This window comes from Nocardia sp. PLKS1-43 (assembly GCF_059510335.1).
In genome coordinates this window covers 449,357-474,508 of record NZ_JCAJZQ010000001.1, presented here as the reverse complement: position 1 = coordinate 474,508, position 25,152 = coordinate 449,357, and the positions used below count along the sequence as shown (strand labels likewise).

Here is a 25,152-nt window from a genome sequence, read left to right as displayed (position 1 = left end):
GCTACGCGTCTTCCTTCCATGCGCCCGCCAGCAGGGCCCGGGTCTCCCGCAGCAACTGCGGCATCACCTTCACCCCGCCGACGACGGTGATGAAATTGGCGTCCCCGCCCCAGCGCGGCACGATGTGCTGATGCAGGTGGTCCGCGAGCGATCCGCCCGCGACACCGCCCAGATTCAGCCCGACGTTGAAGCCCTCGGGCCGGGACACCTTCTTCATCACCCGGATCGCCTGTTGTGTGAAGGCCATCAGCTCGGTGCTCTCCTCGAGGGTGAGCGCCTCGAGGTCGGCCACGCGCCGATACGGCACGACCATCATGTGCCCGGGATTGTAGGGATACAGGTTCAACACCGCGTAAACCCATTCACCACGGGCGATGACCAAACCATCCTCATCGGACATCTTCGGGATCTCGATGAACGGATGTCCGGGCGCGGGCCGCTCGCCCGGTTCCTCGGTCTCGCGCTCACGCGCCTCGCGATCCCCGACCGCACCGGTGATGTACGACATCCGGTAGGGCGTCCACAGCCGCTGCAGCCGGTCCGGGTCGCCCGCGCCCGTATCCACGATCTGTTCCGAATCCATGATGCGGCCTCGTCACGCCTCGCCGGTTCGGATCGCGAAACCGTCCGCGGTGGGTGAGGCGTTCTCCCGGCGTTCGATCCAGTCGACCACGGTGGCCACCGCGTCGGCCACCGGAACGCCGTTCACCTGGGATCCGTCGCGGAAGCGGAAGCTCACCGCGTCGGCGGCGACATCCCGTTCGCCGGCCAGCAGCATGAACGGAATCTTCTGCGCGGTGTTGTTGAAGATCTTCTTCTGCATCCGGTCGTCACTGCGGTCGACCTGGGCGCGCACGCCTTGGTCGCGCAACAGCTCGATCACCCGATCCAGGTGCGGCGCAAAGGTTTCCGCCACCGGGATGCCGACGGCCTGCACGGGTGAGAGCCACGCGGGGAACGCGCCCGCGTAGTGCTCGGTCAGCACGCCGAAGAAGCGCTCGATGGATCCGAACAGGGCGCGGTGGATCATGACCGGGCGCTGCTTGGTCCCGTCGGAGGCGGTGTATTCCAGGTTGAACCGTTCGGGCAGGTTGAAGTCCAGCTGGATGGTCGACATCTGCCAGGTCCGGCCCAGCGCGTCCTTGGCCTGCACCGAGATCTTCGGGCCGTAGAACGCCGCGCCGCCCGGATCGGGCACCAGTTCCAGCCCCGAGGCCCCGGCCACCTTCTCCAGGGTTTCGGTGGCCTCCTCCCAGATCTCGTCGGAGCCGACGAACTTCTGCGGGTCCTTGGTCGACAACTCCAGATAGAAGTCGTCCAGGCCGTAGTCCTTCAGCAGCGAGAGCACGAAGTTCAGCGTATTGGTCAGTTCCGCGTGCATCTGCTCCTTGGTGCAGTAGATGTGCGCGTCGTCCTGGGTCATCCCGCGGACCCGGGTCAGGCCGTGGATCACGCCGGACTTCTCGTACCGGTACACCGAGCCGAATTCGAACAGCCGCAGCGGCAGCTCGCGATAGGACCTGCCGCGCGCCCGGAAGATCAGGTTATGCATCGGGCAGTTCATCGGCTTGACGTAGTAGTCCTGGCCCGGCTTCCGGACGCTGCCGTCCTCGTTGTACTCCGCGTCCAGGTGCATGGCCGGGAACATGCCGTCCCGGTACCAGTCCAGGTGGCCGGAGACCTCGAACAGATGTCCCTTGGTGATGTGCGGGGTGTTCACGAATTCGTAGCCCGCGGCGATGTGCCGCTGGCGCGAGTACTCCTCGAGCTCCTTGCGGATGATGCCGCCCTTGGGGTGGAACACCGGCAGCCCCGACCCCAGCTCGTCCGGGAACGAGAACAGATCCAGCTCCAGGCCGAGTTTGCGGTGGTCGCGCTTCTCGGCCTCCGCGAGCAGCGCGAGGTGCGCGTCCAGCGCCTCCTGCGATTCCCACGCGGTGCCGTAGACGCGCTGCAGATCCTCGCGGGACTGATCACCCCGCCAGTACGCGGCGGAACTGCGGGTCAGCTTGAACGCCGGAATGAATTTCGTGGTCGGGATGTGCGGGCCCCGGCACAGATCTCCCCAGACCCTCTCGCCGGTGCGCGGGTCCAGGTTGTCGTAGATGGTCAGCTCGTTCTTTTCGAGATCACTGCCGCCGACTTCCATAATTTCCGGATCGTCGATGCCGGACTTGTCGCTGATCAGCTCCAGTTTGAACGGCTCGGCGGCCAGTTCGACGCGGGCGTCCTCGACCTCCACCACGCGCCGCGAAAACCGTTGCGCGCCTTTGACGATCTTCTTCATCCGGGATTCCAGCCTGGCCAGATCCTCGGGGGTGAAGGGGCGATCGACCTGGAAGTCGTAGTAGAAGCCGTCCTTGATCGGCGGCCCGATGCCGAGCTTGGCCTCCGGGAACTCCTGTTGTACGGCCTGGGCCAGCACGTGCGCGGCCGAATGCCGGATGACGCTGCGGCCGTCCTCGGTATCGGCGGCGACAGGCCGCACCTCGACGTCCTCGTCCGGAGTCCAGGACAGATCCTTGAGGTTGCCCTCCGGATCGCGCACGACCACGACGGTGCCGGGGCCCTTCGTCGGCAGACCCGCCTCGCGCACCGCGGCGCCCGCCGTCGTCCCGGCCGGCACCCGAACGAGGGCGGCTGGGGTTGTGCGGGCTGAGATGGTCACGGCTGCGCTCTCCTTGGCGTCGTCGTCGCGGGCGGTCGCCCGCTCGGTGTCGGTTGCGGGAAATTCCCGCGAGTGGACCTGGGTCCAGCCGGTACGCGGATGCGGCCCGGCGCGACCATGCTATCGGGAGCCCGCCGCGCACGCGCCGATGGACCGGCCCCTCGTCCCGGATCGCGCTCGGCCGGTGCGCTCAGCCGCGTGCGGCAAGTGCGCTCAGCAGTTCGTGTCGTTCGGCGGCGGGCCGCTTGGGGCAGCTGGTGCACATCTGGCAGTTGGGCACCTCGAACACCAGGCAGCAGGAGATCCGGCGGACGAACCTCCGCCCGCCGATATCGGTGAACCGCGGCACGGGCAGGCGCCCCGCGACCTGGCGAGCCAGCCTGGCACCGGCCTCGGCGTCACCCGCGTCGATGGCCCGATTGCCGATGGCGTCGGCGACGATCGCCCACAACGAGGCAACACCGGCGCCGGATACGTCGGCGACCACCGGGATGATGCGCGCCAACGTCTCCCGCAGGTTCCGTCCCGGATCGTCGGCATGCGCGGGTTCTGTTGCAGTGCGACGACTCTCGCGTTCCCGGGCAGCCCGATCGGAAGAAGTAGCCGCGGCCTCGTCGACCGGCCGCTCCGAACCATTTCCGGCCGCCTGCTCACCGGCCCGGCCGGTCCCGGGTTCGCCGACCGAGACCGCGTTGCCCGCCGGGTCCGGGGGCGTCGCGAACACCCGCTCCACGCCGCCGTCCGGACGGACCTCGCACAGCAGCTGTTCCAGAACCACATCCGGCGCCGGCCGCCCGGCCGCATATGCGGCCACGACCGGGTCGATCAGCGAGGATGCGGCCATACACCACCACAGCGTGCCGGAGACGCGGGTATCGCCGGACCCCCACGAGATGCCCATATCGGCGATCCGCTCCGCCAGCCATTCCGGGCGCGTCAGCACGATGCCGGGCACCACCGTCCCCGACGAAACCGCAACCATGTCCGTTCGACTCCGATCCACCGAATAGTCCACCTACCACCCTGGCACGCCCGCGAGCCCGAGGCGACGAGAGATCCGGCCCGGGACCGTTGACCCGGCCGCTCGCCACATCCGGCCGACGCCGCGTCGCAGAACCGCGGCAAGCCTAGGCCCCGCGACACGCGCTGTCCCGCAGGCACGCTCGAGGCGTGCGCCGCCGGTCCAGCACGATCGGTTTCACACCGGCCTCGGTGCTCACCCGCATCTCCCGCACTCGGGAGCTGGTTCGGTTCAGTGGCCGAATCGCACCGTGACGCGACGGCGGACCCGCGCTCGCGAGACGATACGCGCACGCGGGTCGATCGCCGCCCGGCGGGCCGGGCGCAGGCACCATCACCGCCGCGTGCTCCGGCCTCCCCCGGAAGCGGCTGTGGCGCAGCGGAACCCGATGTGCCAGACGTCCGGTCGCCGTCCGACCCGGGCGTCCGGCGCTGCGGCACCGCGGCAGCCCGCGGTGGGCCCGATGCGTCCAGGGGACCGCTACCGAGACCGCCCGAGCGCGGCTGGTTGACGTCCGAGCACCCTCGGACCGGCCGACCCTCGGCCCTCGAGAAATGGGGCCTTTCCTGGAATGACCTGCGGCGCATCAACGACCGCCCGGTCATGCTGCACGGCACCGGCTACGGCTGGTTGGGCGCGAAGGATTCCGCGCGCGGAGGTCACCGCGGCGCCGGGTCGGGGATCGTCGCCCACAAGAGCCGGCCACCGGAGCTGATTCAGTGACTTCGAAACAGATTGTGGGACAGACGATCCCGCCCTTCCCTCGCTCAGCTGTTCGCGGTGGCCTCCACCCGATCGATATCGGTGATCTCCGCGATTGCGGTCGTGGTCACCGACAGGACCCGGGCGGTGGCGATGTCGAAGTACAGCCCCGACACCACCAGGCCGCGGTCGCGGACGGCACGGCGGACCAGCGGATGGGCGGCGAGGGTTTCCAGCTGCACCGCGACGTTCACCATGCTCAACTGCGCGGTCTCGTCGTAGCCCGCGGCGGCCGCCGCGGCCGCGACCGGATGTCCGGCCCGGTAGCGCTCCAGGCTCGGACCGGCGTGGGCGAGCCATTCGGCCAGGCCGCCGCTGAGGTCCGCGTCCTCGCGCAGGAGGGCCTGCATCGCACCGCAGCCGGAATGTCCGCACACCACCACAGTGCGCACCCCCAGTTTGCCCACCGCGAACTCGAGCGCGGCCTCCACGGACGCGTCCGCACCGCCGGCGGGGATCAGATTGCCGACATTGCGGACGGTGAACAGGTCACCCGGACCGCTGTGCGTGATCACGTTCGGAACGATGCGCGAATCGGCGCAGGTCAGGAAGAGCGAATCGGGATCCTGCCCGTCACGCAACTCGTCCAGATGCGGACGGACCACGTGGGCGTGGGCGCGGTGGTAGGCCGCCACCCCGGCGGTGATGGCGTGCGCACCGCGATCACGCCAGGGCGCGAGCACCTCCTCCAGCGGGCCGCGGGCCTTGCCCCGGCGCGGCGGACCGTCCAGCACCCGGGCCATTCGCGCGGTGCCCAATTCCACGAATTCGACCGTACCGCCGTTACTTTCGTGCTGGCAGGCCCAGTCCTGCAACGCCTCGGAGGCGGCGTGGTCCAGGAAATCCACGCTCAGCTCGACGATCACCGCCGCCCCCGCGGGCACCTTCGCCAGGGTCGAGGACAGTTTCGGCAGGGCCAGGAAGGTGCAGGTCCCGTCGACGCCGACCAGCCATCTGCCGTTCTCGCCGAGCGGTGCGGCATGCACGCTCACCCGCACCACGCGCCACAGCAGCAGCACGAACGCCAGCACGAGGCCGATCAGTACGCCCTCGAGCAGATTGGCGAATACCACGGCGAACATCGTCACCGTGTACACGGCAAGATCACCGGTGCGCCGGGCGAGCCGGATATGACCGATCTTGACCAGTTGCACGCCCACCACGATCAGCAGTCCGGCGAGCACCGATTTCGGAATCTGCTCGACGATGCCGACCAGCGCCACCGAGAAGATCAGCAGCCACACGCCGTGCAGGATCGACGAGGCCCGGGAGCGGGCCCCGGACCGCACATTCGTCGCGCTGCGCACGATCACGCCGGTGACCGGCAGGCCGCCCAGCAGGCCCGAGATCAGATTCGCCGATCCCTGCCCGATCAGCTCGCGATCGAAGTTCGTCCGCGGACCCGTGTGCATCTTGTCCGTGGCCACCGCGGACAGCAGGCTCTCGACGCTGGCGATCAGCGCGATCGTCAGCACCATCATCGCCACGGCCGCCCAGTCACCGTGCGGCAGGCCCGGCAGGCCGACGGCGTCGAACAACGAGCCGTCGATGGCCAGCCGCGCGGGATCGCCCGGAATCACCAGGGACAGCAGGGTTCCCACGACAACCGCGACCAGCGGGCCGGGAATGATCCGCAGACGCTGGGGCGCCCAGCGCCAGGCGAGCATGATCGCGATGACGACGAGGCCGACCGCGAAATCGTCGCCCTGCAGATGCAGCAGCTGTCCGGGCAGTTCGCGGATGTTCTCCGCGGCCGAACTGTGCGACGCGCCGCCGAGCAGCACGTGCACCTGTTGCAGAGCGATCGTGACGCCGATCCCCGCCAGCATCGCGTGCACGACGACGGGCGCGATGGCCAGCGCGGCGCGAGCGATCCGGCTCAGCCCGAAGACGATCTGCAGCAGGCCGGCCGCCATGCCGATGAAACAGGTTGTCTTCCAGCCGAATTGCTCGATGCTCTCGGCGACGACGACGGTCAGCCCAGCGGCCGGGCCGCTCACCTGCAACGGCGCTCCGCCCAGTACGCCGACCACGATGCCGCCGACCACGGCGGCGATCAGGCCGGCGGCGATCGGGGCGCCCGAGGCGACCGCGATGCCGAGCGAAAGCGGCAGGGCGACAAGGAATACCACGATCGAGGAGGGCAGATCATGACGGATCAGCGCAGCGATGCGCTCGGACCGGCCCGGCCCGGGTGGCGCGGAAGATCGTTGGGGCGCTTCGATGGTGGTGGACATCATTCTCCTTCACCAGGCGTGTTCTCCAGGCATCCCACGCACTGCGGACACCGTTGTCGACAGACCGCCGGAAGCGAAGTCAGACTATGGTTAAAGCCTTAGTAAAGGCTGAGAAAAGTAATTCCACCAAGTTAACTCTTGCGCACAAGCCGCGTCGCCCCGATGTGCCGCGCCTCAGGGCGGCGCGCGATCCGGCGTCGCCCGCGGCCGGATGTCCCGTCAGACCGGCACGGTGACCGGCTCACCCACATCGAGGTCGAGATCCGTTGCGGGGTCGCCGAATTCGCCGATACCCTCGGCGGTGACCGCGACGACGCGGGCGGTGGGGATGTCGAAGAACAGCCCCGACAGCACCAGGCCGCGGTCGCGGACCGCACGGCGCACCAGCGGATGAGCGGCGAGGGTTTCCAACTGCACCGCGACGTTCACCATGCCCAGCTGATCGATCTCGCCGAAGCCCGCGGTGGCCGCGGCCGCGGCCACCGGGTGGCCGAGCCGGAACCGTTCGAGGGCCCCGCGCCCGTGGGCCAGCCAGTCGTCGAGCCCGGACCCGGTGACGCTCTCGCGGTACAGCGCGTCCATCGCGCCGCAGCCCGAATGCCCGCACACCACCACCGACCGCACCCTGAGTTTGTCCAGCGCGTAGACGATCGCTGCCTCGACCGAGCTGTCGCGCCCGGCCTCCGGAATCAGATTGCCGATATTGCGAACGGTGAACAGATCGCCGGGCCCGCTGCTGGTGAACACGTTCGGGACCAGCCGGGAATCCGAGCACGTCACGAACAGCGAATCCGGGTCCTGCACATCGCGCAACGCGCCCAGGTGCGACCGCATCACGTGGGCGTGGCCGCGATGGTAAGCGGTGATGCCGGCGGCGATCGGGTCGACCAGCGGCGTGCGCCGCCACGGCCCCAGCGTCTCGCTCAGCAGGCGGCGGGCATGCCCGCGAGCGGGCGGGCCGGACGCCAGATCGGCAATGCGGGTCGCACCCATTTCCACGAATTCCACGGTGCCCCCGGTGTTCTCGTGGTCACGCGCCCATTCGTGCAAGGAGTCGGAGGCCGCGTGGTCGAGGAAATCGACGGTCATCTCCACGGTGACCGGCACGCCTGCCGGTACCCGCGCGAGTTCGCTGGTCAAGCGCGGCAGCGCCAGGAAGGTGCAGGTGCCGTCGATGGTGACCAGCCAGCGATCGCCCTCGGCCGCCGGCTCGGCCGCGACGACCACCCGCACCACTCGCCACAGCAGCAGCGCGAAGGCCAGCACGAGCCCGGTCAGCATGCCCAGCAACAGATTCCAGAACACCACGACCAGTACGGTCACCGCGTAGACGATCAGGTCGCCACTGCGCCGGGCCAGCCGGATGTGGGCCAGTTTCACCAGACCCATGCCGATGACGATCAGCAGCCCGGCCAGCGCGGCCTTCGGAATCTGTTGCACCACATCGACGAACGCCACCGCGAAGATCAGCACCCAGACGCCGCTGAGCATCGTCGAGGCCCGGGTCCGCGCGCCCGCGTCGACATTGGTGATGCTGCGCACGATCACCGCCGCGACGGGCAGTCCGCCCACCAGGCCCGAGACCATATTGGCCACGCCCTGACCGAGAAGTTCCCGGTCCAGATCGCAGCGCCGCCCCGGCCGCAACCGGGTCACCGCGACCGCGGACAGCAGTGTCTCGACGCTCGCGATCAGCGCGATCGTGACCATCGTCAGGCCCACCGCGCCCCAGCCGCCGGACGGCAGCGCGGGCAGGGAGATGTCTTCGAACAGCGGGCCGCGCAACGAGATTCGCGCGATGCTGGTCGGCACGAAGCGGGCCACGACGGTCGCGGCCACCACCGCGACCAGTGGCGCGGGCACCTTGCGGATCACGGACGGCAGATACCGCCATCCCAGCAGGATGGCGATCACCAGCACACCGACCAGCGCATCGCCGCCGTGCACCGAGCCCAGCTGATGCGGCAGCTGCACGATGCTGTCCCACGACGAGCTCAGCGACCGGCCGCCGAGCAGCACGTGTACCTGTTGCAGCGTGATGACGATGCCGATGCCGGCGAGCATGGCGTGCACCACGACCGGCGCGATCGCCAGTGCGCCGCGCCCGATCCGGCTGAGCCCGAACAGGATTTGCATCACCCCCGCTCCGGCGGTGATGAAACAGGTTGCCGCCCAGCCGAATTGGTGGATACTTTCGGCGACCACCACGGTGAGGCTGGCCGTCGGGCCGCTGACCTGCAGCGTTGACCCGCCGCACAACCCGGCGACGAGACCGCCGATCACGGCGGCGAGCAGTCCGGCGGCCACGGGCGCCCCCGTGGCCACGGCGACGCCGATCGATAGCGGTAAGGCGACGAGGAACACCACGATCGAGGCGGGCAAGTCGTGGCGGAACACTTCGGACAGGCCTGGGAACGGTATCCGTCGGGCCGGATCGGTGTCGGTGGACATATTTCTCCTTCGCCGAACCGGGAGCAACCGGATCGGTTCATCGGCCGAACATGTACTGGCATCGAAAAGCAGGGCGGAACTGAGGCGGCCCGGACACCGTGGTGTCGCGTCGCGACCGCGCGAGAACCCCGCAGCAGCGGAGCACTACGATCGTAAAGAGTCAGCAAAGGATACGCAAAATATTTTGCGCCCGAGTGTCACTCGTCCACGTGCACCGGCAGGTCGTCGGCCCACGGCTGGCGGGTGACCATATCGGCGACCCGGACGTGGCCGCGCTCGAATTCGCCTGTGGCGGCGTCGACGAGGCGGTACCGCTGGGTCTGGCGGTGGATGGGCTGACCGTCGAGCAGCACGACCCGCACCTCGCCCGGTTCGAACCCGCAGCGTTCCTGTAGCGCCGCGATGAGCTGCTCGTTGTGCATATGTCCGTCGCCGAAGTTCCACCCGACCGCGGTACTGCAGATGCGCTCGCCGTCGGTGATGGTGTAGTCGTCCTCGTTCGCCCCGGCCATCGCTCGATGCGCGAGGGTGAACAGCGCCCGTCCGTGCGTGTTCATGGCGCGGAAGGCGTAGCCGAGATACAGCGGGATCTGCGCGCGATCCTTACCGTAGAACCGCTCCAGCTGAGCCTGCGGCATACTCGCGATGGCGACGATGTTCGCACCGATCTTGGCCGAGGCCGACGGCTTCACGCACCACAGGGTGGTGTCCCAGTTTCCCGCGTAGTACCGCATGCCGGGCAGGAAGGAAATGTAGCGCGGGAACAGATTTCCGGCCACGACGGTCCCCGCCACCACGACGAAGAGCAGTGCCACCAGCACGGGGTGGCGCAGGCCGGTCAGCCCGCGGTCGGCGTGTCCCACGAACAGCGTGAGCATGCCGAAGATCATGAAGACGTTCCATTCCAGCGGAACACCCATCGGAATCGCGGTCAGGATGCCGAGGTGGAAGCACACCATCACGGTGGCCGCGATCGCGGTCGGCACTCCGCCGTGCGCGAAGAACAGCACCAGCGGAACGCACAGCTCCACGACGGTGGCGCTGTGCGCGACGATCCGCGAGGCGCGTCCGGGCCGCAGGTCGTCCGGGAACCTCTCGAAGAACATCCGCTTGAGCGACCGGTGCCGGATCAGCGGATTGTTGGACATCATCGTCGAGATCACGAACGGGAAGTGCCGGTTCAGTTTCGACACCGCGGCGCCCATCCAGATCACCAGGAAGATCAGTTTCGCCGCGACCAGCGAATCCGGGCCCAGCAGGAAGGCCAGCGTCAGCGATCCGTACACCTCACCGCGCGCGGCCAGGAAGATGACCTTGTCGCGCAGGCCCAGCACGGCCAGCAGCGCCAGGATCAGCGCGATCTCCCAGACCGGCAGCAGCCCGACGGAGGTGTCCAGGCCGGGTACCGGCCCGGTGCCGTCGGAGAACAGCGCCGCCACCGTGACCACCAGCAGCGCCGCGTACAGCGCGATGTCCACCGGGGTGCGCGTCGTCCCGGCGGTGAGCGGAATCCGCGGCCACGGGGGCAGCCGGATGGTCCGGGGCCGCAACCAGTACAGGATCGATCCCATCGGCGGGAAGTAGCGGTTGTTCAGCGGACCGAAGCCGCAGCCGAGGCCGATCACCTCGAACAGCATCGTGTAGAGCACGACCTTCTGGAACACGATCGGTTCGGACCACCATCGGCCGACGTCGAGAAATCCGTCGATTCCCTTGGTGGACAACACGATCAGCCAGCCGAACAGAATGTACAGCAGGATCTTCCCGACATAGGCCAGATGCAATACGACGGGCGTCCCGAATCCCACCTCCGCCCAGTGCCGCGCCATGGGCCGGATCCGCTCGCTGCGTGTGCCCTTGCTCCACTCCGCCACATCGATGACCGGCAGATCCGGTTCGCGAAACCCCATCACACACTCCCATCCGAGATCACCCGGATCGTCGTCGTGACCCGATCCGGGCCCAGCCACGGTGGCATGCCCGCGGTGTGCTGTCAATCATGTCCGGACATGTGTCCCGATAAGTGTGCCGTCATCCCGCGCGATGCACCGCCGCGGCCGCTGCGGGCCCGGACGGCGAGGCCAGGAAGATCGGCCGGTCCGATTCGGGAATCCAGCACTCCGCGCCGATATCGCCGTTGTAGTTCTCCCGGACGTGCGCGATCAGCGGCGGCATCCCCGGATGCGCACCGGCGCTCGCCCACAGCAGCGCATGCGGATAGGCGGGAGTGGGATCGAAGATCGGCAGGCGGCGGATGTGCGGATGCCACGGGAAGCGGTAACCGTCCCCGGCGAAGCTCGCCAGCCTGTCCGAGGCGGCGAGCCGGTCCAGCACCGCGTCGAGCCCGAACGGGCCGCGCCCCTTCTCCCGATCGTCCTCGCGTTCGGGCGCGCCGCCCGGCACCCGGCCGGTGACGACCTCGATGCCGCTGAACGCACTCCACTCCCGGTAGTAATCGGCCCATTCGGACGGCACCGAGGCGCCGGGAACCCACACCGGATAGGCCGCGATCTGCGACGGCGTGACCGTCGCGTGCACGGCCAGCGGATGATTGCGGCCGACCAGCAGATGCAGGGGTTCCAGATGGGCCGCGACGATGCCGATACCCGGCGGCAGCGCCCGGGGTCCCCCATACGGACGCGCGAACGTCGCGTCGACGCGGCCGTTCAGCAGCGCGTCCCGGCCGGAGCGGAACGCGGTGGACATGACGATCTCGACGTCCGCCTCGGGGTTGCGGTCCAGGTAGTACCGCATCGACACCGAGGCCACATGTCGTTCGCCCTGAACGGCGACCCGCAGCGGCCGCACCTGCGCACGCGCGGCGGCCACGGTGTCCTGGGCCACCGCGAGCAGGGCGCGGGCATGCGGCAGCGCCTTCGCGCCCGCGGCCGTCAGCGCACTGCCCGAGGCGAGCCGATCGAACAGGCTCACCCCGAGCTGACTCTCCAGTTTCGCGACGCGCTTGGACACGCCCTGTTGCGTGATGCCCAGGACCCGCGCCGCATGCCCGAACTGTCCCTCGTCCACCACGGTCACGAACGCGCGCACCGCCGCCAGATCGAGATCGGTCACCACACCTCCCATTACGCTGGGTTGTGCATCCTAACCAGCGTGGCGCGGGCTCCGCAGCCATGGGAACAACCGATGGTTGTCACGGACGGCGCAGTAGCCGCCACCGCCTGCGGGGTCGCCCCTCGGCGGGAACCTCACGCACCGGAGTCGATACGGGCTGCTCACCGTGCCAGGCCCGCAGCCGTTCCAGGGCCACGGCCAGGGTGCCGTCGTCGAGCAGATGGGCGATGGTGCCGGTGACGAAGCGCTCCGAATTGATCATCATGCTCAGGACGCGAACCGATTCCGCGACCGGCGCGTCCGCCAGACCGTGGCCGGCCTCGTACCGGCTCAGGCCGTCCCATTGCCGCCAGGGAAATTCGACGACCACCCCCGCGCCCTCCAGCGCGGTTAATAAAACGTTCACCTCGTCGCTGTAGCGGATGTACGGCTGCTGCCCGGAATTGAAGATCCATTCCGAATGCGGGCCTTGCGCGGCCAGCAATTTGTCCGTCGCCGACCACAGGGGGCCCCAGCAATCGGAAGACGTCGCACGCAGGCGAGATTCGATCGCCGCGTCATCGAGAACATCCACCACGCCACCGTACCGCGCACCCGCACAAGCGATTCCCGGCCTGGGTGAGCACCCCGGCGGCTGATTCGGATACGGTCTGGCACGAGCATCCGCGCCCCCGGGCCGCCGCCGGTCGGCAACGGTTCACTTTCGAATCGGTTGCGCCGGGCTCTGATTCGGCCAGGATATGTGAACCGATCGGTCTCGATTCGGCGCGCTCAGTTGTCGCGTCCGGGAGCGGTGGTCAGCATCCAGTGACTGAACGCCGCGTACCGCTGCGCGAATTCGGCGGCGTCGGCGGCGAGTTCGACTTCCGCAGCGAAGGCGCGCACCCGGTCGAACCTTTCCCGGCGACGTCGCTCGTACTCGCTCAGGGCATTCGGGAGATCCGCGTCGGCGGACAGGCAGGCGCACAGCACCCCGACGTCCTCGACACCGAGGGTGCCCCCGGCGGAGATGTGCGGCGAAAGTCCGTGCGCCGCATCGCCGATCAGTACCACGTGCGGGCCGGTCCAGTGCGACAGCGCCGGGACGAGCAGAATCGGATTCTCCAGGATCGCCTCCTGCGGGGTCGCCTCGATCATCCGCAACAGCTCGTCGTGCCAGCCGCCCTCGGCGAGGTTGTGCGCTCGGGCCAGCGCTCGCTCCCGCGGCGTTCCCAGCAGCTCTCCGGAGTCGAACTGGTTGACCATCCACATCGTGCGATCGCCCGACAGGCGGGAGTATCCGCCGCGCGTGCGGTCGCGACCGACCGTCAGCACGGTGCCCTCGGGGCGCTCGCCGACCACGGGAACCACCGCGCGCCAGGCGTAGTGACCCGGATGCGGCCGCGCTGCGCTGCCGGGCACCAGCGCGGCCCGCACTTTCGAGTGCACTCCGTCCGCGCCGACGAGCAGATCCGCCTCGAGGCTCCGGCCCGATTCGAGCAGCACCCGCACACCATCGCCGGTCTCGGTGAATCCGGTGACCCGATCACCGAGCCGGATCCGTTGCCGCCCGATCGCGTCGGCCAGCAGCACATTCAGTTCCGGGCGCGGCACCAGCAGGAACCGGTGCTCGTAATCGCCGTATCCCGGCGCGCGCACGGGACGTCCGGCCGCATCGAAGAACCACGCGTCGATCCGGTGTCCCAGTGCGCGCGTGCGGGCACCGACGCCGATCCGATCGAATTCTCGAAGCGCGTTCTCCCACAGCCCGATTCCCGCGCCCGCGGCTCGAATCCGCGACGCCTGTTCCAGGACGGTCACCTCGTGACCCATCCGGCCGAGCGCGGCCGCCGCCGTCAGTCCGACCAGTCCGCCGCCCGCAACCACTACTCGCATGGTCTGTTCCGCTCGCCGATATCCATTGCTGCCGAAATCGATTCAACGATCGGCGAGACATGATTGCAAATGCATGCTCTTTATCTTTAGCATGCGTCCCATGCATGTGGATCTGAATCTGCTCACCGCCCTGGACGTCCTGCTGGCCGAGCGCAGCGTCGGCGCGGCGGCGGATCGCATGCATCTGTCCCAACCGGCGATGAGCCGCACACTCGCCCGGCTGCGCCGCGTGACCGGCGATCCGATCCTGGTCCGCTCGGGCCGGTCCATGCTGCCCACGCTCTATGCCGAGCAGATCCGCGACGAGTTGCACGCCCTGGTCGAGCAGGCGCATGCGATCCTCACTCCGCCAACGGATTTCGATGCCGCCACCGTTCGACGCGACTTCACCGTGCAGTGCAACGACGTTCTGGCCAATGCGATGGCAGCGGACCTGCTCGACCGCATCCGCCGGAACGCGCCCGGCGTCCGGCTGCGGATCCTGGGTGAATCCGGCGCCGACTCGGACGAGCTGCGGACGGGGCGAATCGACGTGCGTCTCACCGCCGACGAACCCGGCGAACCCGATCTGCGCGCCCGGGTCGTCGCCACCGACCACCTCGCCCTGGTCCGCACCGACGCGACCGCACCCGCGACCCTCGCGGAATTCGCGGCGCTCGATCATGTCGTGGTGTCGCGCCGCGGACGATTGCGCGACCCGATCGACGACATCCTCGAAACTCACGAATTGACCAGGCGCGTAATACTTTCGGTGCCCACGATCGACGTCGCGTTACGCGCTGTGGCCGCGGGCGGCCTGGCCACGGTCGCCCCCGCCTCGTTCGCCCGCCGCGCCGCGCGTCCCGGCCTGACGGTCCACCCGCTCCCCTTCCCGCTACCGCCGATCCGCGCGGTGATGTCCTGGCACGCGCGGGTCGACACCGACCCGGCCCACCGCTGGCTGCGCGACCTCATCGCCGCATCCGCAGCCGCCTCGATCGGTGCGGAAGTACCCGGCCATACCTGAATGCCGCTGCGGGGCCGGAGGCCGATCAGTAGGCCCGGCCGAAGATGACCCGTTTCCCGTATGCCGATGGGGCACCGCACCGCACACAGTTCCCGGTGGCGGGTTCGCCGTCGGCGGGTATGCAGCGCGGGGTGGCGGCGGTGGCGGATTTGATCCGCTCTTCGCAGTCGCGCGTGCCGCAGTGCAGCGCCACGGCCCAGCCGGTCGACACCGCATCGGTGAAATCGGCCCAGTCGTCGACGAGGCGGGTGTGCTCGTCGCGGAACGCGGTGGCGCGGGCCAGCAGGTAGGACTGGAATTCCGTCAGGATCGCGGACATCTCCCGGGGCAGAGATTCCAGCGCAATGGCCTGCTTACCTTCTCCGCCAAGACGTTTCACCATCATCGCGGTGCCGTTCGCCAGATCGCGCGGGCCGAGTTCGAGGCGGATCGGCACACCGCGCATCTCCCACTCGTTGTACTTGAACCCCGGGGTGAGCTGTGGGCGAGCGTCGACGTGGACGCGCACACCCGCCTCGCGCAGCGCACCGGCCAGGCGTTCGGCAGCCTGGCTCACCTCGCTGTCCTCGCCCCGGATGATCGGCACGATCACCACCTGATGCGGCGCGAGGCGGGGCGGGAACACCAGGCCCTTGTCATCGCCGTGGGTCATCACGATGCCGCCGACCATGCGGGTGCTCATCCCCCAGGACGTGGTGTGGCACAACTCTTCTCGCCCCTGCTCACCGGTGTAGCGGATCCCGAAGGCCGTGGCGAAATTCGTGCCCATGTAATGCGAGGTCCCCGCCTGCAGGGCGCGGCCGTCGCGCATCATCCCCTCGATGGTGTAGGTCGCGACCGCGCCGGCGAACCGCTCGCCCGGCGTCTTCTCCCCGGGCACCACCGGCATCGCGGCCAGGTCCCGGGCGACCTCGTGGTAGATGTCCAGCGCGAGCATGGTCTCGCGCAGCGCGTCCGCGCGACCCAGATGTGCGGTGTGGCCCTCCTGCCACAGGAATTCGGTGGTGCGCAGGAACATTCGCGGCCGCATCTCCCAGCGGACCACATTCGACCACTGATTCAGCAGCAGCGGCAGATCCCGGTGCGACCCGATCCACTTGGCCATCATCTCGCCGATGATGGTCTCCGAGGTCGGCCGCACCACCAGCGGTTCTTCCAGTTCCTTACCGCCCGCGTGCGTGACGATCGCCAGCTCCGGGGAGAACCCCTCGACGTGCTCGGCCTCGCGACTGAGGTAACTCTGCGGAATCAGCAGGGGGAAATAGGCATTCTCGTGACCGGTGTCCTTGATCCGCCGGTCCAGCTCGCCCTGTAGTTGCTCCCACAGCCGGTAGCCATACGGTCGGATGACCATGGTGCCCTTCGCCGGGCCTCGATCCACGAGACCTGCCTTGAAGACCACCTCGTTGTACCAGGCGGCGAAGTCCTCACTCTGTGCGGTCACACCACGTTCATCCCGTGCCATGGTCGCCCAGGCTACCGGCCCCGATCACGATCTCGGCCATCAGCATGTCCGCGGATACGACGAGTCCGCGCGACAATCTCGTTGCCCGTCCGTGCGTGGCACGAGTCCGCACCGGCGTGGTTGGTCATCGCCGGCATCCACTCTTGCTGCAATGAGAAGGCGAATCTATCTTCGACTCATGCGAGGCACTGTGGGATTGGCTTGCCCTCGGGATCGCGGCCGAGCGGGCGGACCGGGAGTCGGCGAAGGTGTTCGCCGATGTGCTGGCAACCGGTATCCGCCAAGGGATTCGGCAGCGCCGCGCGGTCGGCATCGGCTATCCGGTGGTCGATCTGGACACGCTGTTCATCACCGGAGCCCTGCGGGTGTTCGAGCGGTACGGGGTCGAGGTGCGGTACCGGGCGGTGGTCGACCGGGTCGTCGTCGAGGACGGCAGGGCTACCGGCGTGCGCCTTGCCGACGGCGCCGCGGTTCCGGCCGACGGTGTCGTGGTCGCGGTACCCAACTCGCGCATCCGGGGCCTGCTCGACCAGCTGCCCGAAAGTGCCGAATTGTACTCCGCGGCAGACAAATTGGGTTACACGCCGATCGTCAGCACCAATCTCTATCTGGACCGCCCGCTGGGCACCAGGGCCGCGATGGAGGCGATCATCGGCGGGACGGGCGTCATCGACGAGGTCTTCGACCGGCAGCGAATGCACCGGCGCGTGCCCGACGGCGCCTGGCTGTACTGCCTGACCACCAGCGGCGCCTACGAGCAGATCCACAAGAGCAACGACGAGATCGTCACCGAGCAGATGGCACTGTTGCGCGAGCACTATCCGGCCGCCGCCGCGGCCCGCGTCGTGCACGCGCAGGTGGTCAAGATGCCCAGGGCGACCTTCTCCCAGACCGTCGGGACCGACGGCCTGCGTCCCGGCCAGCGCACGTCGGTCCCGAATCTGGTCCTCGCGGGGGACTGGACCCGCACCGACTGGTCCGCGACGATGGAGAGCGCGGCCCAGAGCGCGGCGAAAGCAGTTGCCGCACTGACGGAATAGAGTCCCGCGTTCAGGCAATCGGCGTCGGGACCGCCGCATCCGCGCTGTGTGCATCGTCCTGCGCGGCCACGCTCGTGATGCTGACCCAGGTGTTGTTCACGGCCGCGGTACCCGAGATCGGATCGACCAGCGCCGGATCGTGCAGCAGATTCACATTCGCACCGGGGAGCGACGCCGCCAGCTGCCAGCCGACGCCGGGTTCGCGGTGGCCCCAACCGTGCGGCACCGCGACTGTCCCCCGGCGGATCTCATCGCTGACCTCGAGCGTCACGACGATCGACCCGGTGCGCGAGGTCACGGCGACCTGCTCGCCGTTGTTCAGGCCGCGCTCACCGGCGTCCGTGGGATGCATCAGCGCGGTGCAGCGGTCGCGCCCCTTCACCATCGCCGGGACGTTGTGCAGCCAGGAGTTGTTGCTGCGCAGGTGACGTCGACCGATCAGGCGCAGATCGAAGCCGTCCGCACCGTCCTCGCGATCGCGTTCGAGCTGAGCACACGCCACTGCCACGAATTCGGGCGGGGCGAGGTGCACCCGCCGGTCCCGCGTGGCGATGATCTTGTCCAGCCGCGGACGCAGCGGCCCGAGGTCCGCACCGCCGGGCATGGCGCGCAATTTGGCGATCGTGAGTCCCTTGCGTCCACGCCGCAGCACGCCGTAGGGGCCTGCGGCGACAGCGGCCCCGGCCAGGCGAATCGGGCTGAGCCGGGCGAACATTCGGTCCAGGGCCGATGCGGTGAACCGGCGCGCGGGCAGCGGCAGCACCTCGGTGATCAGCCGCGTCATGATCTCCCAGTCCTCCAGCCCCTCGGCCGGCGGTTCGAAGACGGCGGCGTCGTAGCGCAGGTTGTTGCGCACACTGAACACCGGGAACAGCAGGTTCACATCCGCGCGCTCGAGCGGCGAGACCGGCGGCAGGATGATGTCCGCGTGCCGGGTGGTCTCGGTGACGTACATGTCGACGGCCACGTAGAATTCCAGCGAATCCAGTGCCGCGCCGAGCTTTCCGCGCTGCGGTGTGGACAGCACCGGGTTCCCGGCGTAGGTGATCATCGCCCGGATCTGCCCGTCGCCCTCGGTGAGGATCTCCTCGGCCAGCGCCGCCACCGGCAGTTCGGTGCGGAACGACTTGTACCGGCCCGAACGATCGGTCCACGCACCGTGTTTCACCCGCAGGTACTTCGCGTAGGGCGCCGCATCGGCGGGCGGGGTCGCGAACATCTGGCCGCCGGGGCGGTCCAGATTCCCGGTGACCGCGTTGATGGCGTTCACCAGCCAGTGCGTGAGGGTGCCGGTCACCTGCTGGCACACCCCGATTCGCGCGTAGATCAGCGCCGACGGCGCGGCGGCGTGCTCGCGGGCCAGGCGGCGGATCACGTCCGCGTCGACGCCCGCGCGCGATGCCGCCGATTCCGGATCACACTGTGCCGCAAGGGCGCCGAGTTCGTCCCAGCCGGTGCACCGGGCGCGCACCGCGTCGGTGTCGCACAGCTTTTCCTCGATCAGCACGTGCAACATGCCCAGCAGCAGGTACACATCCCCGCCCGGAACGACCGCCACGTGCTCGTCGGCCAGGCGCGCGGTCTCGGTGCGCCGCGGATCGATCACCACGACCTTGCCGCCGCGCTGCCGCACATCCTTGATGCGCCCGCGGGCATTGGGCATCGTGGTGACCGATCCGTTGGACACCGCCGGATTCGCGCCCAGGATGACCAGCCGGTCGGTGCGGTCGATGTCGGCGACCGGCATGAGCACATTGGAGCCGAACATCTGCCAGGCCGCGAACTCCTGCGGGAACTGATCGATCGACGACGCGGAATAGAAGTTGCGCGTCATCAGCGCGACCCGCAGCAGAATTCCGTACAGCCCCGAAGTGCTGTGTGCCGCAGGGTTTCCCAGATACATCCCGATCGCGCTCGCGCCGTGTTCGCGGCGGATCGCGCGCAGCCGCCGGCCGATCTCCTCGAAGGCCTCGTCCCAGCCGATCGGCTCGAAGCGATCGCCGACCCGCCGCACCGGCGTGCGCAGGCGGTCCGGATCGTGGTGCAGCCCGCCCATGGCGGTCGCTTTCGGGCAGATGTACCCGCGGGAGAGTACGTCGTCCGGATTGCCCTCGATCCGGGCGACGCGATCGCCCTCGACGGTGACCAGAATCCCGCAGTGCGCCTCACAGAGACTGCACTGCCGTGCGACGGTGCGAGTGTTCATGTCTATTCCTCTCGAGCCGGACACGCCCCGAGCCTACCGGCCTTCCGGTCCGCCGTATACGGTCATTCGGGCGGTTCGGCGTCGGCGGGGGTCGTGTGGTGATCGTCCGGATCCAGTCGCCGGGTCCGCTGCCGGTATCCGCGCATCGAGCCACGCCAGTTGCCGGTATCGACCGGGCCGGTCGCGGTCTCGGCCACGTACCGGCTGTGGCAGCCGCCGGTACTCCACATTGTGGCGGCCAGGCGCTCCTGCGCCCGCTCGTCGAAACGGTCCGGCGATTCGGCACGCACCTCGAGATACCGGATACGTGAAAGCTGTTCCGCCGCATGCACGATGTGGTTCATCTGATTCTCCGGCATGTGCGCCCGAACCGACGTTGGTATCGGACCTGCCGATCCGGTTCGGGACTGATCCAGTACGGCCGACACTGGAAGAGCGTCGCCGTCCGCTCTCGCTCGGCGATGTGCCGTACGAACCGCAATACGCTGAGCGGTGACTAGCCTGATGTGCGAACCGTCCGCACTCGCGCATCATCCGGACAAGGAGGGCACATCGATGAAGGTGTTCCAGATCGGCGCCGCCGGCGGCGTCGGGCGACCGCTGGCCGCGCTGCTGCACGCGCGCGGTGACGAGGTGACCGGTATGCACCGCCGCCCCGAACAGGCCGCCGCGATCGCCGAAACCGGTGCGGCACCGCTCGCGGGTGATCTGATCGCCGACAGCGTCGAGGAACTCGCCGAGAAGTTCCGCGGGCACGACGCGGTGGTGTTCTCCGCGGGCGCGCACGGCACCGGGCAGGACCAGACCAGCGCGATCGACGGCGCCGGGCTGGAGAAAGCGGCGCAGGCCGCCCGCCTCGCCGGGGTGTCGCGCTTCGTGCTGGTCTCGGTCTTCCCCGACGCCGGGCGCGGCAGGCAGATCAGCGAGGGCTTCGAGCACTACATGCGGGTGAAGAAGACCGCGGATGTGTACCTGACCCACACCGATCTGGACTGGCTCATCGTGCGGCCGGGCACGCTGCGTGACGAGCCCGGGAACGGCTGTGTCACAGCCGGTCTGGCGATCGAGTACGGCGACGTGCACCGCGACGGCGTGGCCGCGTTCATCGACGCGGCCCTGCACCGGCCCGAGCTTTCCCGCGTCATCGTCGAACTCACCGACGGCCCCACCCCGGCCGCCGATGCCGTCGACGGGGTGATCGCCGCCACCGGTCCTCGTTCGGCCTCCTGACCGCTCCCCCACCCAGCTGGTTCGAAAGTGCCTGTACCGCTGATGATTCCGCGCGCGCCCGACCGGCCCCATACCGGTCGGCGAATGCGGCGCCGGATCGCACCTGCGCGGCCCGGCGGCGTCCGGATCGCGGCCCGAGTATGGCTCCGGCCCAGTTGACGCGACATCAACACACTCCAACTTGCTCGTAGACAACGAGTTACGAGATGGCCCCGCCCAGAGGACCCGCATCCCCGCAGCCGGGCAGGATCAGATCGCTCGGCGTACGCCGCCGATACCCCGACTGCCCGGCAGCCGAGTCCGGTTCGCTCAGGCGCTCACATCCTCGGCGGCGATCTCCGAGAATACTTCGCGCAGTTGGCGTTTGAGGAGTTTCCCGCTCGGGTTCTTGGGCAGCTCCTCGACGACCACCACATATTTGGGTGTCTTGTAGCCCGCCAGATGTTTCCGGCAGTGCGCGATCACGTCCTCGGTGTCCAGGACGGCGCCCGTGCGAGGCACGACCGCCGCGACGACGGCCTCGATCCACTTGGGGTGCGGGACGCCGAACACCGCGACCTCGGCGATATCGGGGTGGCTGTAGAGCGTCTCCTCGACCTCGCGGCTGGCGACGTTCTCGCCGCCGGTCTTGATCATGTCCTTCTTGCGGTCGACCACGTACAGATAGCCGTCCTCGTCCAGGTAGCCCAGATCGCCGGAGTGGAACCAGCCGCCGGTGAACGCCGCCGCGGTGCGTTCGGGATCGTTCAGATATCCCGACATGGCGTGCGGGCTGCGATGCACGATCTCGCCGATGGTTCCCGGCGGCACCGGACGGTCCTGATCGTCGACCACCGCGGTCTCGGTGTTGAGCGAGGCGCGTCCGGCCGAACCGGCATGTGCCAGTTGATCTTCCGGTTGCAGCACGGTGGCCATCGGCGCCATCTCCGTCTGGCCGTAGAAATTCCACAGCCGCACGCCGGGCAGGCGCTGCCGCAACTCGAGCAGGACCTCCCGGGGCATGGCCGACGCTCCGTAGTACCCCTTGCGCAGGGCGCTCAGATCGGTGGTGTCGAAATGCGGTGAGCGCAGCAGGGCGATCCAGACCGTCGGCGGGGCGAAGAGTTTCGTGACGCCCTCGCGCTCGATGGTGGCCAGCAGTTCGTCCGGGTCGGGCCGGGCGGCGATGATGCTGGTCGAGCCCAGGTAGATGTCCGGGACGAGGAAGCAGTCCAGTTGCGCGCAGTGGTACAGCGGCAGCGCGTGCAGTTCGATGTCGTGGCCGTCCATGCCGCCGTCGGAGAGGATGCTCACGTACTGCCACATCAGGCTGCGGCTGGACAGCATCGCGCCCTTGGGCCGGGATTCGGTGCCGCTGGTGTACATCAACCGCAGCACCTCGTCGTCCTCGATCACCCGATCCGGCAGCTCGGCGCGCTCGTGACCAGTCCAGTCGGCGATGGCGGTCCACCCCTCGCGGGGCTCGCCGATCACCGCCCGGACCCGGACCTCGGTCCCCGCTTCGCCCATCGCCTGTTCGGCCGGTGCGAGGAGAACGTCCTCGGCGACGAGCGCGGCGGCCCGGCTGTGCCGGAGAATATAGGCGATCTCCCCCGCGCCCAGCATGAAGTTGATCGGCACCACCGCGACACCCAATCGCGCGGCCGCGAACACCAGTACCGGATACTGCCAGCAGTTGTGCGCCAGGATCGCCAGCCGCTCACCGCGGTCCAGGCCCGCGGCGAGCAGGGCCGCGGCCGTGCGATCGATACGGTCGTCCAGTTCGGCGAAGGTCAGACGCACCTCGCCGTCGATGAGCGCGAGTTTGTCCGGGAGTCGGCGTGCGGTTCGCCGGGGAATGTCGCCGAGCGCGTGTGCTCGGGCCCGGCGCACCTGTGCGTTATCGGACTCGGTGTCGGTCATCGGCTCGTCCTGCGGGTCGGGGGTATGGTTCGCCCTCGATCATGTCCCCGCACGCACGGTTCGTCCCGGTTTTCGCGCGACCGCCCGCTGAGCGGATACCGGTCGGCGCGCACAGGACTGCCGGGCTAGCGTGAGGGTATGAGCCTGATCGAACTGCAGGGCGCGGTCAACGTCCGGGATCTCGGCGGATTCGTCACCGCCGAGGGCCGCAGGCTGGCCGCGGGACGTCTGTTCCGCGCCGACGCGCTGCACAAACTCACCGACGGCGACGTGGACGTCCTGGCCGGGTTCGGCCTGCGCACCGTGATCGATTTCCGCAGTCAGCGGGAGATCACGAGTCACGGGCCCGATCGCCTGCCGCCCGGCGTCGAGCGCGTCGAACTGCCGATCGCCGGCGGGAACATCAGTGCCACCCTGGGCCCGGTCGTCGACGAATTCTCCAGTGGTAAACCGGATCTCGGCGGCGGGCGGGCCGCGGAGGTGATGCGCTCGATCAACCGGCAGTTCGTCACCGAACCGGAGTACCGCGCGATCTTCGGCCGCGCCCTGCGCCTGATCGCCGATCCCGCACGCGACCCGCTGCTGTTCCACTGCACCGCGGGCAAGGACCGCACCGGCTGGATGGCCGCGCTCGTCCTGACCGCCCTCGGCGTCCCGCACGACGAGGTCCTGGCCGACTATCTGGCCACCAACGACTACGTCTGGCCCACCTACCAGGCCTGGCTCATCCGCGCCGCCGAATCCGGCGAGGTCCAGGACCCCGCCGCCATGCGCGAGCTGCTCTACCAGGACCCGTCCTACATCGGCGAAGCCTTCGCCGCCGTCGAGTCGAGCTACGGCACCTTCGAGCGATTCCTCACCGACGGAATGGATTTCGGCCCCGCCGAACTCGAGCGGCTGCGCGGGGCCCTGCTCGAGTAGGGCATCGGCCCTCGAACGGTCCGTGTCCGGGCAGCGCGAACCGTCATGACGCCGGTGCTCCCACGCTCGGTCCCGCCGGAGGCGCGGGCGCCGCGAAGGACTCCGCCTCGGTCAGCTGCTACGGGTGCGACCCGGCGTGAACGATACCGCCCCGGCGCCTACGACCGACCGGGCCCGCGGCGACCTGCGAGCCGCCGCCCCATGGACCGCAATCCCCTTGCGGCACAGGCAATCCGGTGGCACGACAGAGCCACGGAACCACACTCGGCGGCACAGCTCATGTGGCCAGAATGCGGGTGCACTGGTCGATATCGGTGATGCGCGCGTCCTGCGCGAGCCTGCCGACCAGGTAGATCTCGGTGGCGATGACGTGCGCGGTCCGCATCGTCGCGGTCAGGGTGTAGTGGGCGGCGATTCCATTGCCCGACAACATCTTCGAGTGCACCTCGACATGAATCGCCCGGGCATTGCGACGCGCCGGGCGGGCGTGGTCGATCAGGCGTTGCCGGTCCAGCGCCACGCCGTCGTTGCGGAAGACGAAGCCCGGCGCGAACCAGCGATCGAGAACGCGGCCCGGATCCTGATCACCGAAGGCCATCTCTTCGGGGTAGCGGGTCAGGAACTCGGTCAGATCGCCGTCGTCGTGTATGCCGACCGCCCCATCGCAGGATGTCATCGCGGCACCCCTGCTGTGCGGGCGGCATGCGCGAGCAGCTCGTCCACCGACCACTGGTCATCGATGTGGACCCCGCGCTTGGCCGCGAGCACCGTACCGTCGGGGGCGATGAGGAAATCGGCGGGCAGGCCGAGACGGCCGCCTTCCGGACGCGACGGTGGCGGCGGCTTCTCGTGCCGGCGGATCGCCCGCAACTCGCGACCGACACCACGCGCGATCGCGGGCCAGCCGCGCGGGTCGAGCAGGGCCCGCGCACCGGACTCCACACCGAACTCCCGGTACAGCGCACGGGTGGGATCCGCGATCAGGTCCAGCGGCACCGCGGCGGTCTGCGCGCGCAATTCCGCTGCGCCGGAATGGAATACCACCACCTCGTGAATGCCTGCGGCGGCGATCTCGTCGCGGCGCAGCACGATCGAGCGCAGGTGCAGGCTGCACACCGGACATCCGGCGAACCTGCGGAATTGCAGATGGACCAGACGGCCGGGATCCGGGACGCGGACCTCGGTTCCGGCGATGGTTGTCAGTGTGCGAGCGGGCACCGATGACGACAGCGACATGGAAACTCCCTTCGTAAGCGTACAACATACGCTTACGTCCAGTATGCGCGTATCCCGTAC

At 68.8% G+C, this 25,152-nt stretch carries 19 protein-coding genes; 4 read left to right on the top strand and 15 right to left on the bottom strand.

Translation table 11 applies throughout. The features are described 5' to 3' along the window. Position 1: 1 nt before the first annotated feature. The 9 genes from AC5WS7_RS02235 to AC5WS7_RS02195 all read right to left on the bottom strand — a co-directional run bounded on the left by AC5WS7_RS02235 (position 2) and on the right by AC5WS7_RS02195 (position 14,128). Positions 2-583 (bottom strand): ATP adenylyltransferase, encoded by a 582-nt coding sequence (locus AC5WS7_RS02235; protein ID WP_495952637.1) that lies wholly within the window; start codon positions 581-583, stop codon positions 2-4. A 12-nt stretch (positions 584-595) separates the two neighbouring features. After that, entirely contained in the window at positions 596-2,668 is a 2,073-nt protein-coding gene (thrS, locus tag AC5WS7_RS02230) for a threonine--tRNA ligase (RefSeq protein ID WP_495952636.1), read from the bottom strand. 190 nt (positions 2,669-2,858) lie between these two features. Further along, positions 2,859-3,650, bottom strand: coding sequence for a (2Fe-2S)-binding protein (locus AC5WS7_RS02225; protein WP_495952635.1), 792 nt, complete (start codon positions 3,648-3,650; stop codon positions 2,859-2,861). 806 nt (positions 3,651-4,456) lie between these two features. Beyond that, a complete protein-coding gene (locus AC5WS7_RS02220) occupies positions 4,457-6,688 on the bottom strand; it encodes a SulP family inorganic anion transporter (protein WP_495952634.1) in 2,232 nt (743 codons plus the stop codon). Between the two features lie 219 nt (positions 6,689-6,907). Further along, positions 6,908-9,139: a SulP family inorganic anion transporter gene (locus AC5WS7_RS02215; protein ID WP_495952633.1), complete on the bottom strand. Its 2,232-nt coding sequence runs from the start codon at positions 9,137-9,139 to the stop codon at positions 6,908-6,910. A gap of 197 nt (positions 9,140-9,336) precedes the next feature. Beyond that, positions 9,337-11,049, bottom strand: a complete 1,713-nt coding sequence (locus AC5WS7_RS02210; protein WP_495952632.1) for a DUF3556 domain-containing protein — start codon at positions 11,047-11,049, stop codon at positions 9,337-9,339. A 121-nt stretch (positions 11,050-11,170) separates the two neighbouring features. Next, on the bottom strand, positions 11,171-12,211 hold the full coding sequence (locus AC5WS7_RS02205) for a LysR family transcriptional regulator (RefSeq protein WP_495952631.1): 1,041 nt from the start codon (positions 12,209-12,211) through the stop codon (positions 11,171-11,173). Between the two features lie 79 nt (positions 12,212-12,290). Then, positions 12,291-12,785 carry a DUF6508 domain-containing protein gene (locus AC5WS7_RS02200; protein WP_495952630.1) on the bottom strand — a complete coding sequence of 165 codons (495 nt, stop codon included), beginning with the start codon at positions 12,783-12,785 and terminating at the stop codon, positions 12,291-12,293. A 197-nt stretch (positions 12,786-12,982) separates the two neighbouring features. Then, positions 12,983-14,128 carry an FAD-dependent monooxygenase gene (locus AC5WS7_RS02195; protein WP_495953712.1) on the bottom strand — a complete coding sequence of 382 codons (1,146 nt, stop codon included), beginning with the start codon at positions 14,126-14,128 and terminating at the stop codon, positions 12,983-12,985. A gap of 58 nt (positions 14,129-14,186) precedes the next feature. Between AC5WS7_RS02195 and AC5WS7_RS02190 the strand changes: the two genes are divergently transcribed. Next, complete coding sequence (locus AC5WS7_RS02190) at positions 14,187-15,092, top strand: LysR family transcriptional regulator (protein WP_495952629.1); 906 nt, start codon at positions 14,187-14,189, stop codon at positions 15,090-15,092. Positions 15,093-15,117: 25 nt separating this feature from the next. On the opposite strand, the gene proS is transcribed toward AC5WS7_RS02190, so the two are convergent. Beyond that, a complete protein-coding gene (gene proS, locus AC5WS7_RS02185) occupies positions 15,118-16,557 on the bottom strand; it encodes a proline--tRNA ligase (RefSeq protein WP_495952628.1) in 1,440 nt (479 codons plus the stop codon). A 260-nt stretch (positions 16,558-16,817) separates the two neighbouring features. On the opposite strand from proS, the gene AC5WS7_RS02180 reads away from it, so the two are divergent. Then, complete coding sequence (locus AC5WS7_RS02180) at positions 16,818-17,597, top strand: FAD-dependent oxidoreductase (RefSeq protein WP_495952627.1); 780 nt, start codon at positions 16,818-16,820, stop codon at positions 17,595-17,597. A gap of 10 nt (positions 17,598-17,607) precedes the next feature. Here the strand turns inward: AC5WS7_RS02180 and AC5WS7_RS02175 are convergent, their stop codons facing one another. Both AC5WS7_RS02175 and AC5WS7_RS02170 read right to left on the bottom strand, forming a co-directional pair. Further along, positions 17,608-19,803, bottom strand: a complete 2,196-nt coding sequence (locus tag AC5WS7_RS02175; RefSeq protein ID WP_495952626.1) for a molybdopterin oxidoreductase family protein — start codon at positions 19,801-19,803, stop codon at positions 17,608-17,610. A gap of 62 nt (positions 19,804-19,865) precedes the next feature. Then, positions 19,866-20,147: a hypothetical protein gene (locus tag AC5WS7_RS02170; protein ID WP_495952625.1), complete on the bottom strand. Its 282-nt coding sequence runs from the start codon at positions 20,145-20,147 to the stop codon at positions 19,866-19,868. A 148-nt stretch (positions 20,148-20,295) separates the two neighbouring features. Here AC5WS7_RS02170 and AC5WS7_RS02165 point away from each other — a divergent pair, with 148 nt between their 5' ends. Further along, complete coding sequence (locus AC5WS7_RS02165) at positions 20,296-21,033, top strand: SDR family oxidoreductase (RefSeq protein WP_495952624.1); 738 nt, start codon at positions 20,296-20,298, stop codon at positions 21,031-21,033. Positions 21,034-21,342: 309 nt separating this feature from the next. Here AC5WS7_RS02165 and AC5WS7_RS02160 read toward each other — a convergent pair whose 3' ends face one another. Then, positions 21,343-22,935, bottom strand: a complete 1,593-nt coding sequence (locus tag AC5WS7_RS02160; RefSeq protein WP_495952623.1) for an acyl-CoA synthetase — start codon at positions 22,933-22,935, stop codon at positions 21,343-21,345. A gap of 138 nt (positions 22,936-23,073) precedes the next feature. Between AC5WS7_RS02160 and AC5WS7_RS02155 the strand changes: the two genes are divergently transcribed. Further along, the gene (locus tag AC5WS7_RS02155) at positions 23,074-23,856 is read left to right on the top strand and encodes a tyrosine-protein phosphatase (RefSeq protein WP_495952622.1); all 783 of its coding nucleotides are present in this window, start codon (positions 23,074-23,076) and stop codon (positions 23,854-23,856) included. Positions 23,857-24,133: 277 nt separating this feature from the next. Here AC5WS7_RS02155 and AC5WS7_RS02150 read toward each other — a convergent pair whose 3' ends face one another. Continuing rightward, positions 24,134-24,532: a nuclear transport factor 2 family protein gene (locus AC5WS7_RS02150; protein WP_495952621.1), complete on the bottom strand. Its 399-nt coding sequence runs from the start codon at positions 24,530-24,532 to the stop codon at positions 24,134-24,136. Then, positions 24,529-25,092 (bottom strand): peroxiredoxin-like family protein, encoded by a 564-nt coding sequence (locus AC5WS7_RS02145; RefSeq protein WP_495952620.1) that lies wholly within the window; start codon positions 25,090-25,092, stop codon positions 24,529-24,531. Before AC5WS7_RS02145 ends, AC5WS7_RS02150 begins: the two co-directional genes overlap by 4 nt. Between the last annotated feature and the right edge of the window lie 60 nt (positions 25,093-25,152).

Excerpts from the sequence above, each read along its gene's own strand:
- AC5WS7_RS02155 (WP_495952622.1), top strand. The coding sequence starts at position 23,074 with ATGAGCCTGATCGAACTGCAGGGCGCGGTCAACGTCCGGGATCTCGGC.
- AC5WS7_RS02210 (WP_495952632.1), bottom strand. The coding sequence starts at position 11,049 with ATGGGGTTTCGCGAACCGGATCTGCCGGTCATCGATGTGGCGGAGTGG.
- AC5WS7_RS02170 (WP_495952625.1), bottom strand. The coding sequence starts at position 20,147 with ATGAACCACATCGTGCATGCGGCGGAACAGCTTTCACGTATCCGGTAT.
- AC5WS7_RS02220 (WP_495952634.1), bottom strand. The coding sequence starts at position 6,688 with ATGTCCACCACCATCGAAGCGCCCCAACGATCTTCCGCGCCACCCGGG.
- AC5WS7_RS02235 (WP_495952637.1), bottom strand. The coding sequence starts at position 583 with ATGGATTCGGAACAGATCGTGGATACGGGCGCGGGCGACCCGGACCGG.
- AC5WS7_RS02175 (WP_495952626.1), bottom strand. The coding sequence starts at position 19,803 with ATGAACACTCGCACCGTCGCACGGCAGTGCAGTCTCTGTGAGGCGCAC.
- AC5WS7_RS02215 (WP_495952633.1), bottom strand. The coding sequence starts at position 9,139 with ATGTCCACCGACACCGATCCGGCCCGACGGATACCGTTCCCAGGCCTG.
- AC5WS7_RS02190 (WP_495952629.1), top strand. The coding sequence starts at position 14,187 with ATGCATGTGGATCTGAATCTGCTCACCGCCCTGGACGTCCTGCTGGCC.
- AC5WS7_RS02160 (WP_495952623.1), bottom strand. The coding sequence starts at position 22,935 with ATGACCGACACCGAGTCCGATAACGCACAGGTGCGCCGGGCCCGAGCA.
- AC5WS7_RS02150 (WP_495952621.1), bottom strand. The coding sequence starts at position 24,532 with ATGACATCCTGCGATGGGGCGGTCGGCATACACGACGACGGCGATCTG.
- AC5WS7_RS02225 (WP_495952635.1), bottom strand. The coding sequence starts at position 3,650 with ATGGTTGCGGTTTCGTCGGGGACGGTGGTGCCCGGCATCGTGCTGACG.
- AC5WS7_RS02145 (WP_495952620.1), bottom strand. The coding sequence starts at position 25,092 with ATGTCGCTGTCGTCATCGGTGCCCGCTCGCACACTGACAACCATCGCC.
- proS (WP_495952628.1), bottom strand. The coding sequence starts at position 16,557 with ATGGCACGGGATGAACGTGGTGTGACCGCACAGAGTGAGGACTTCGCC.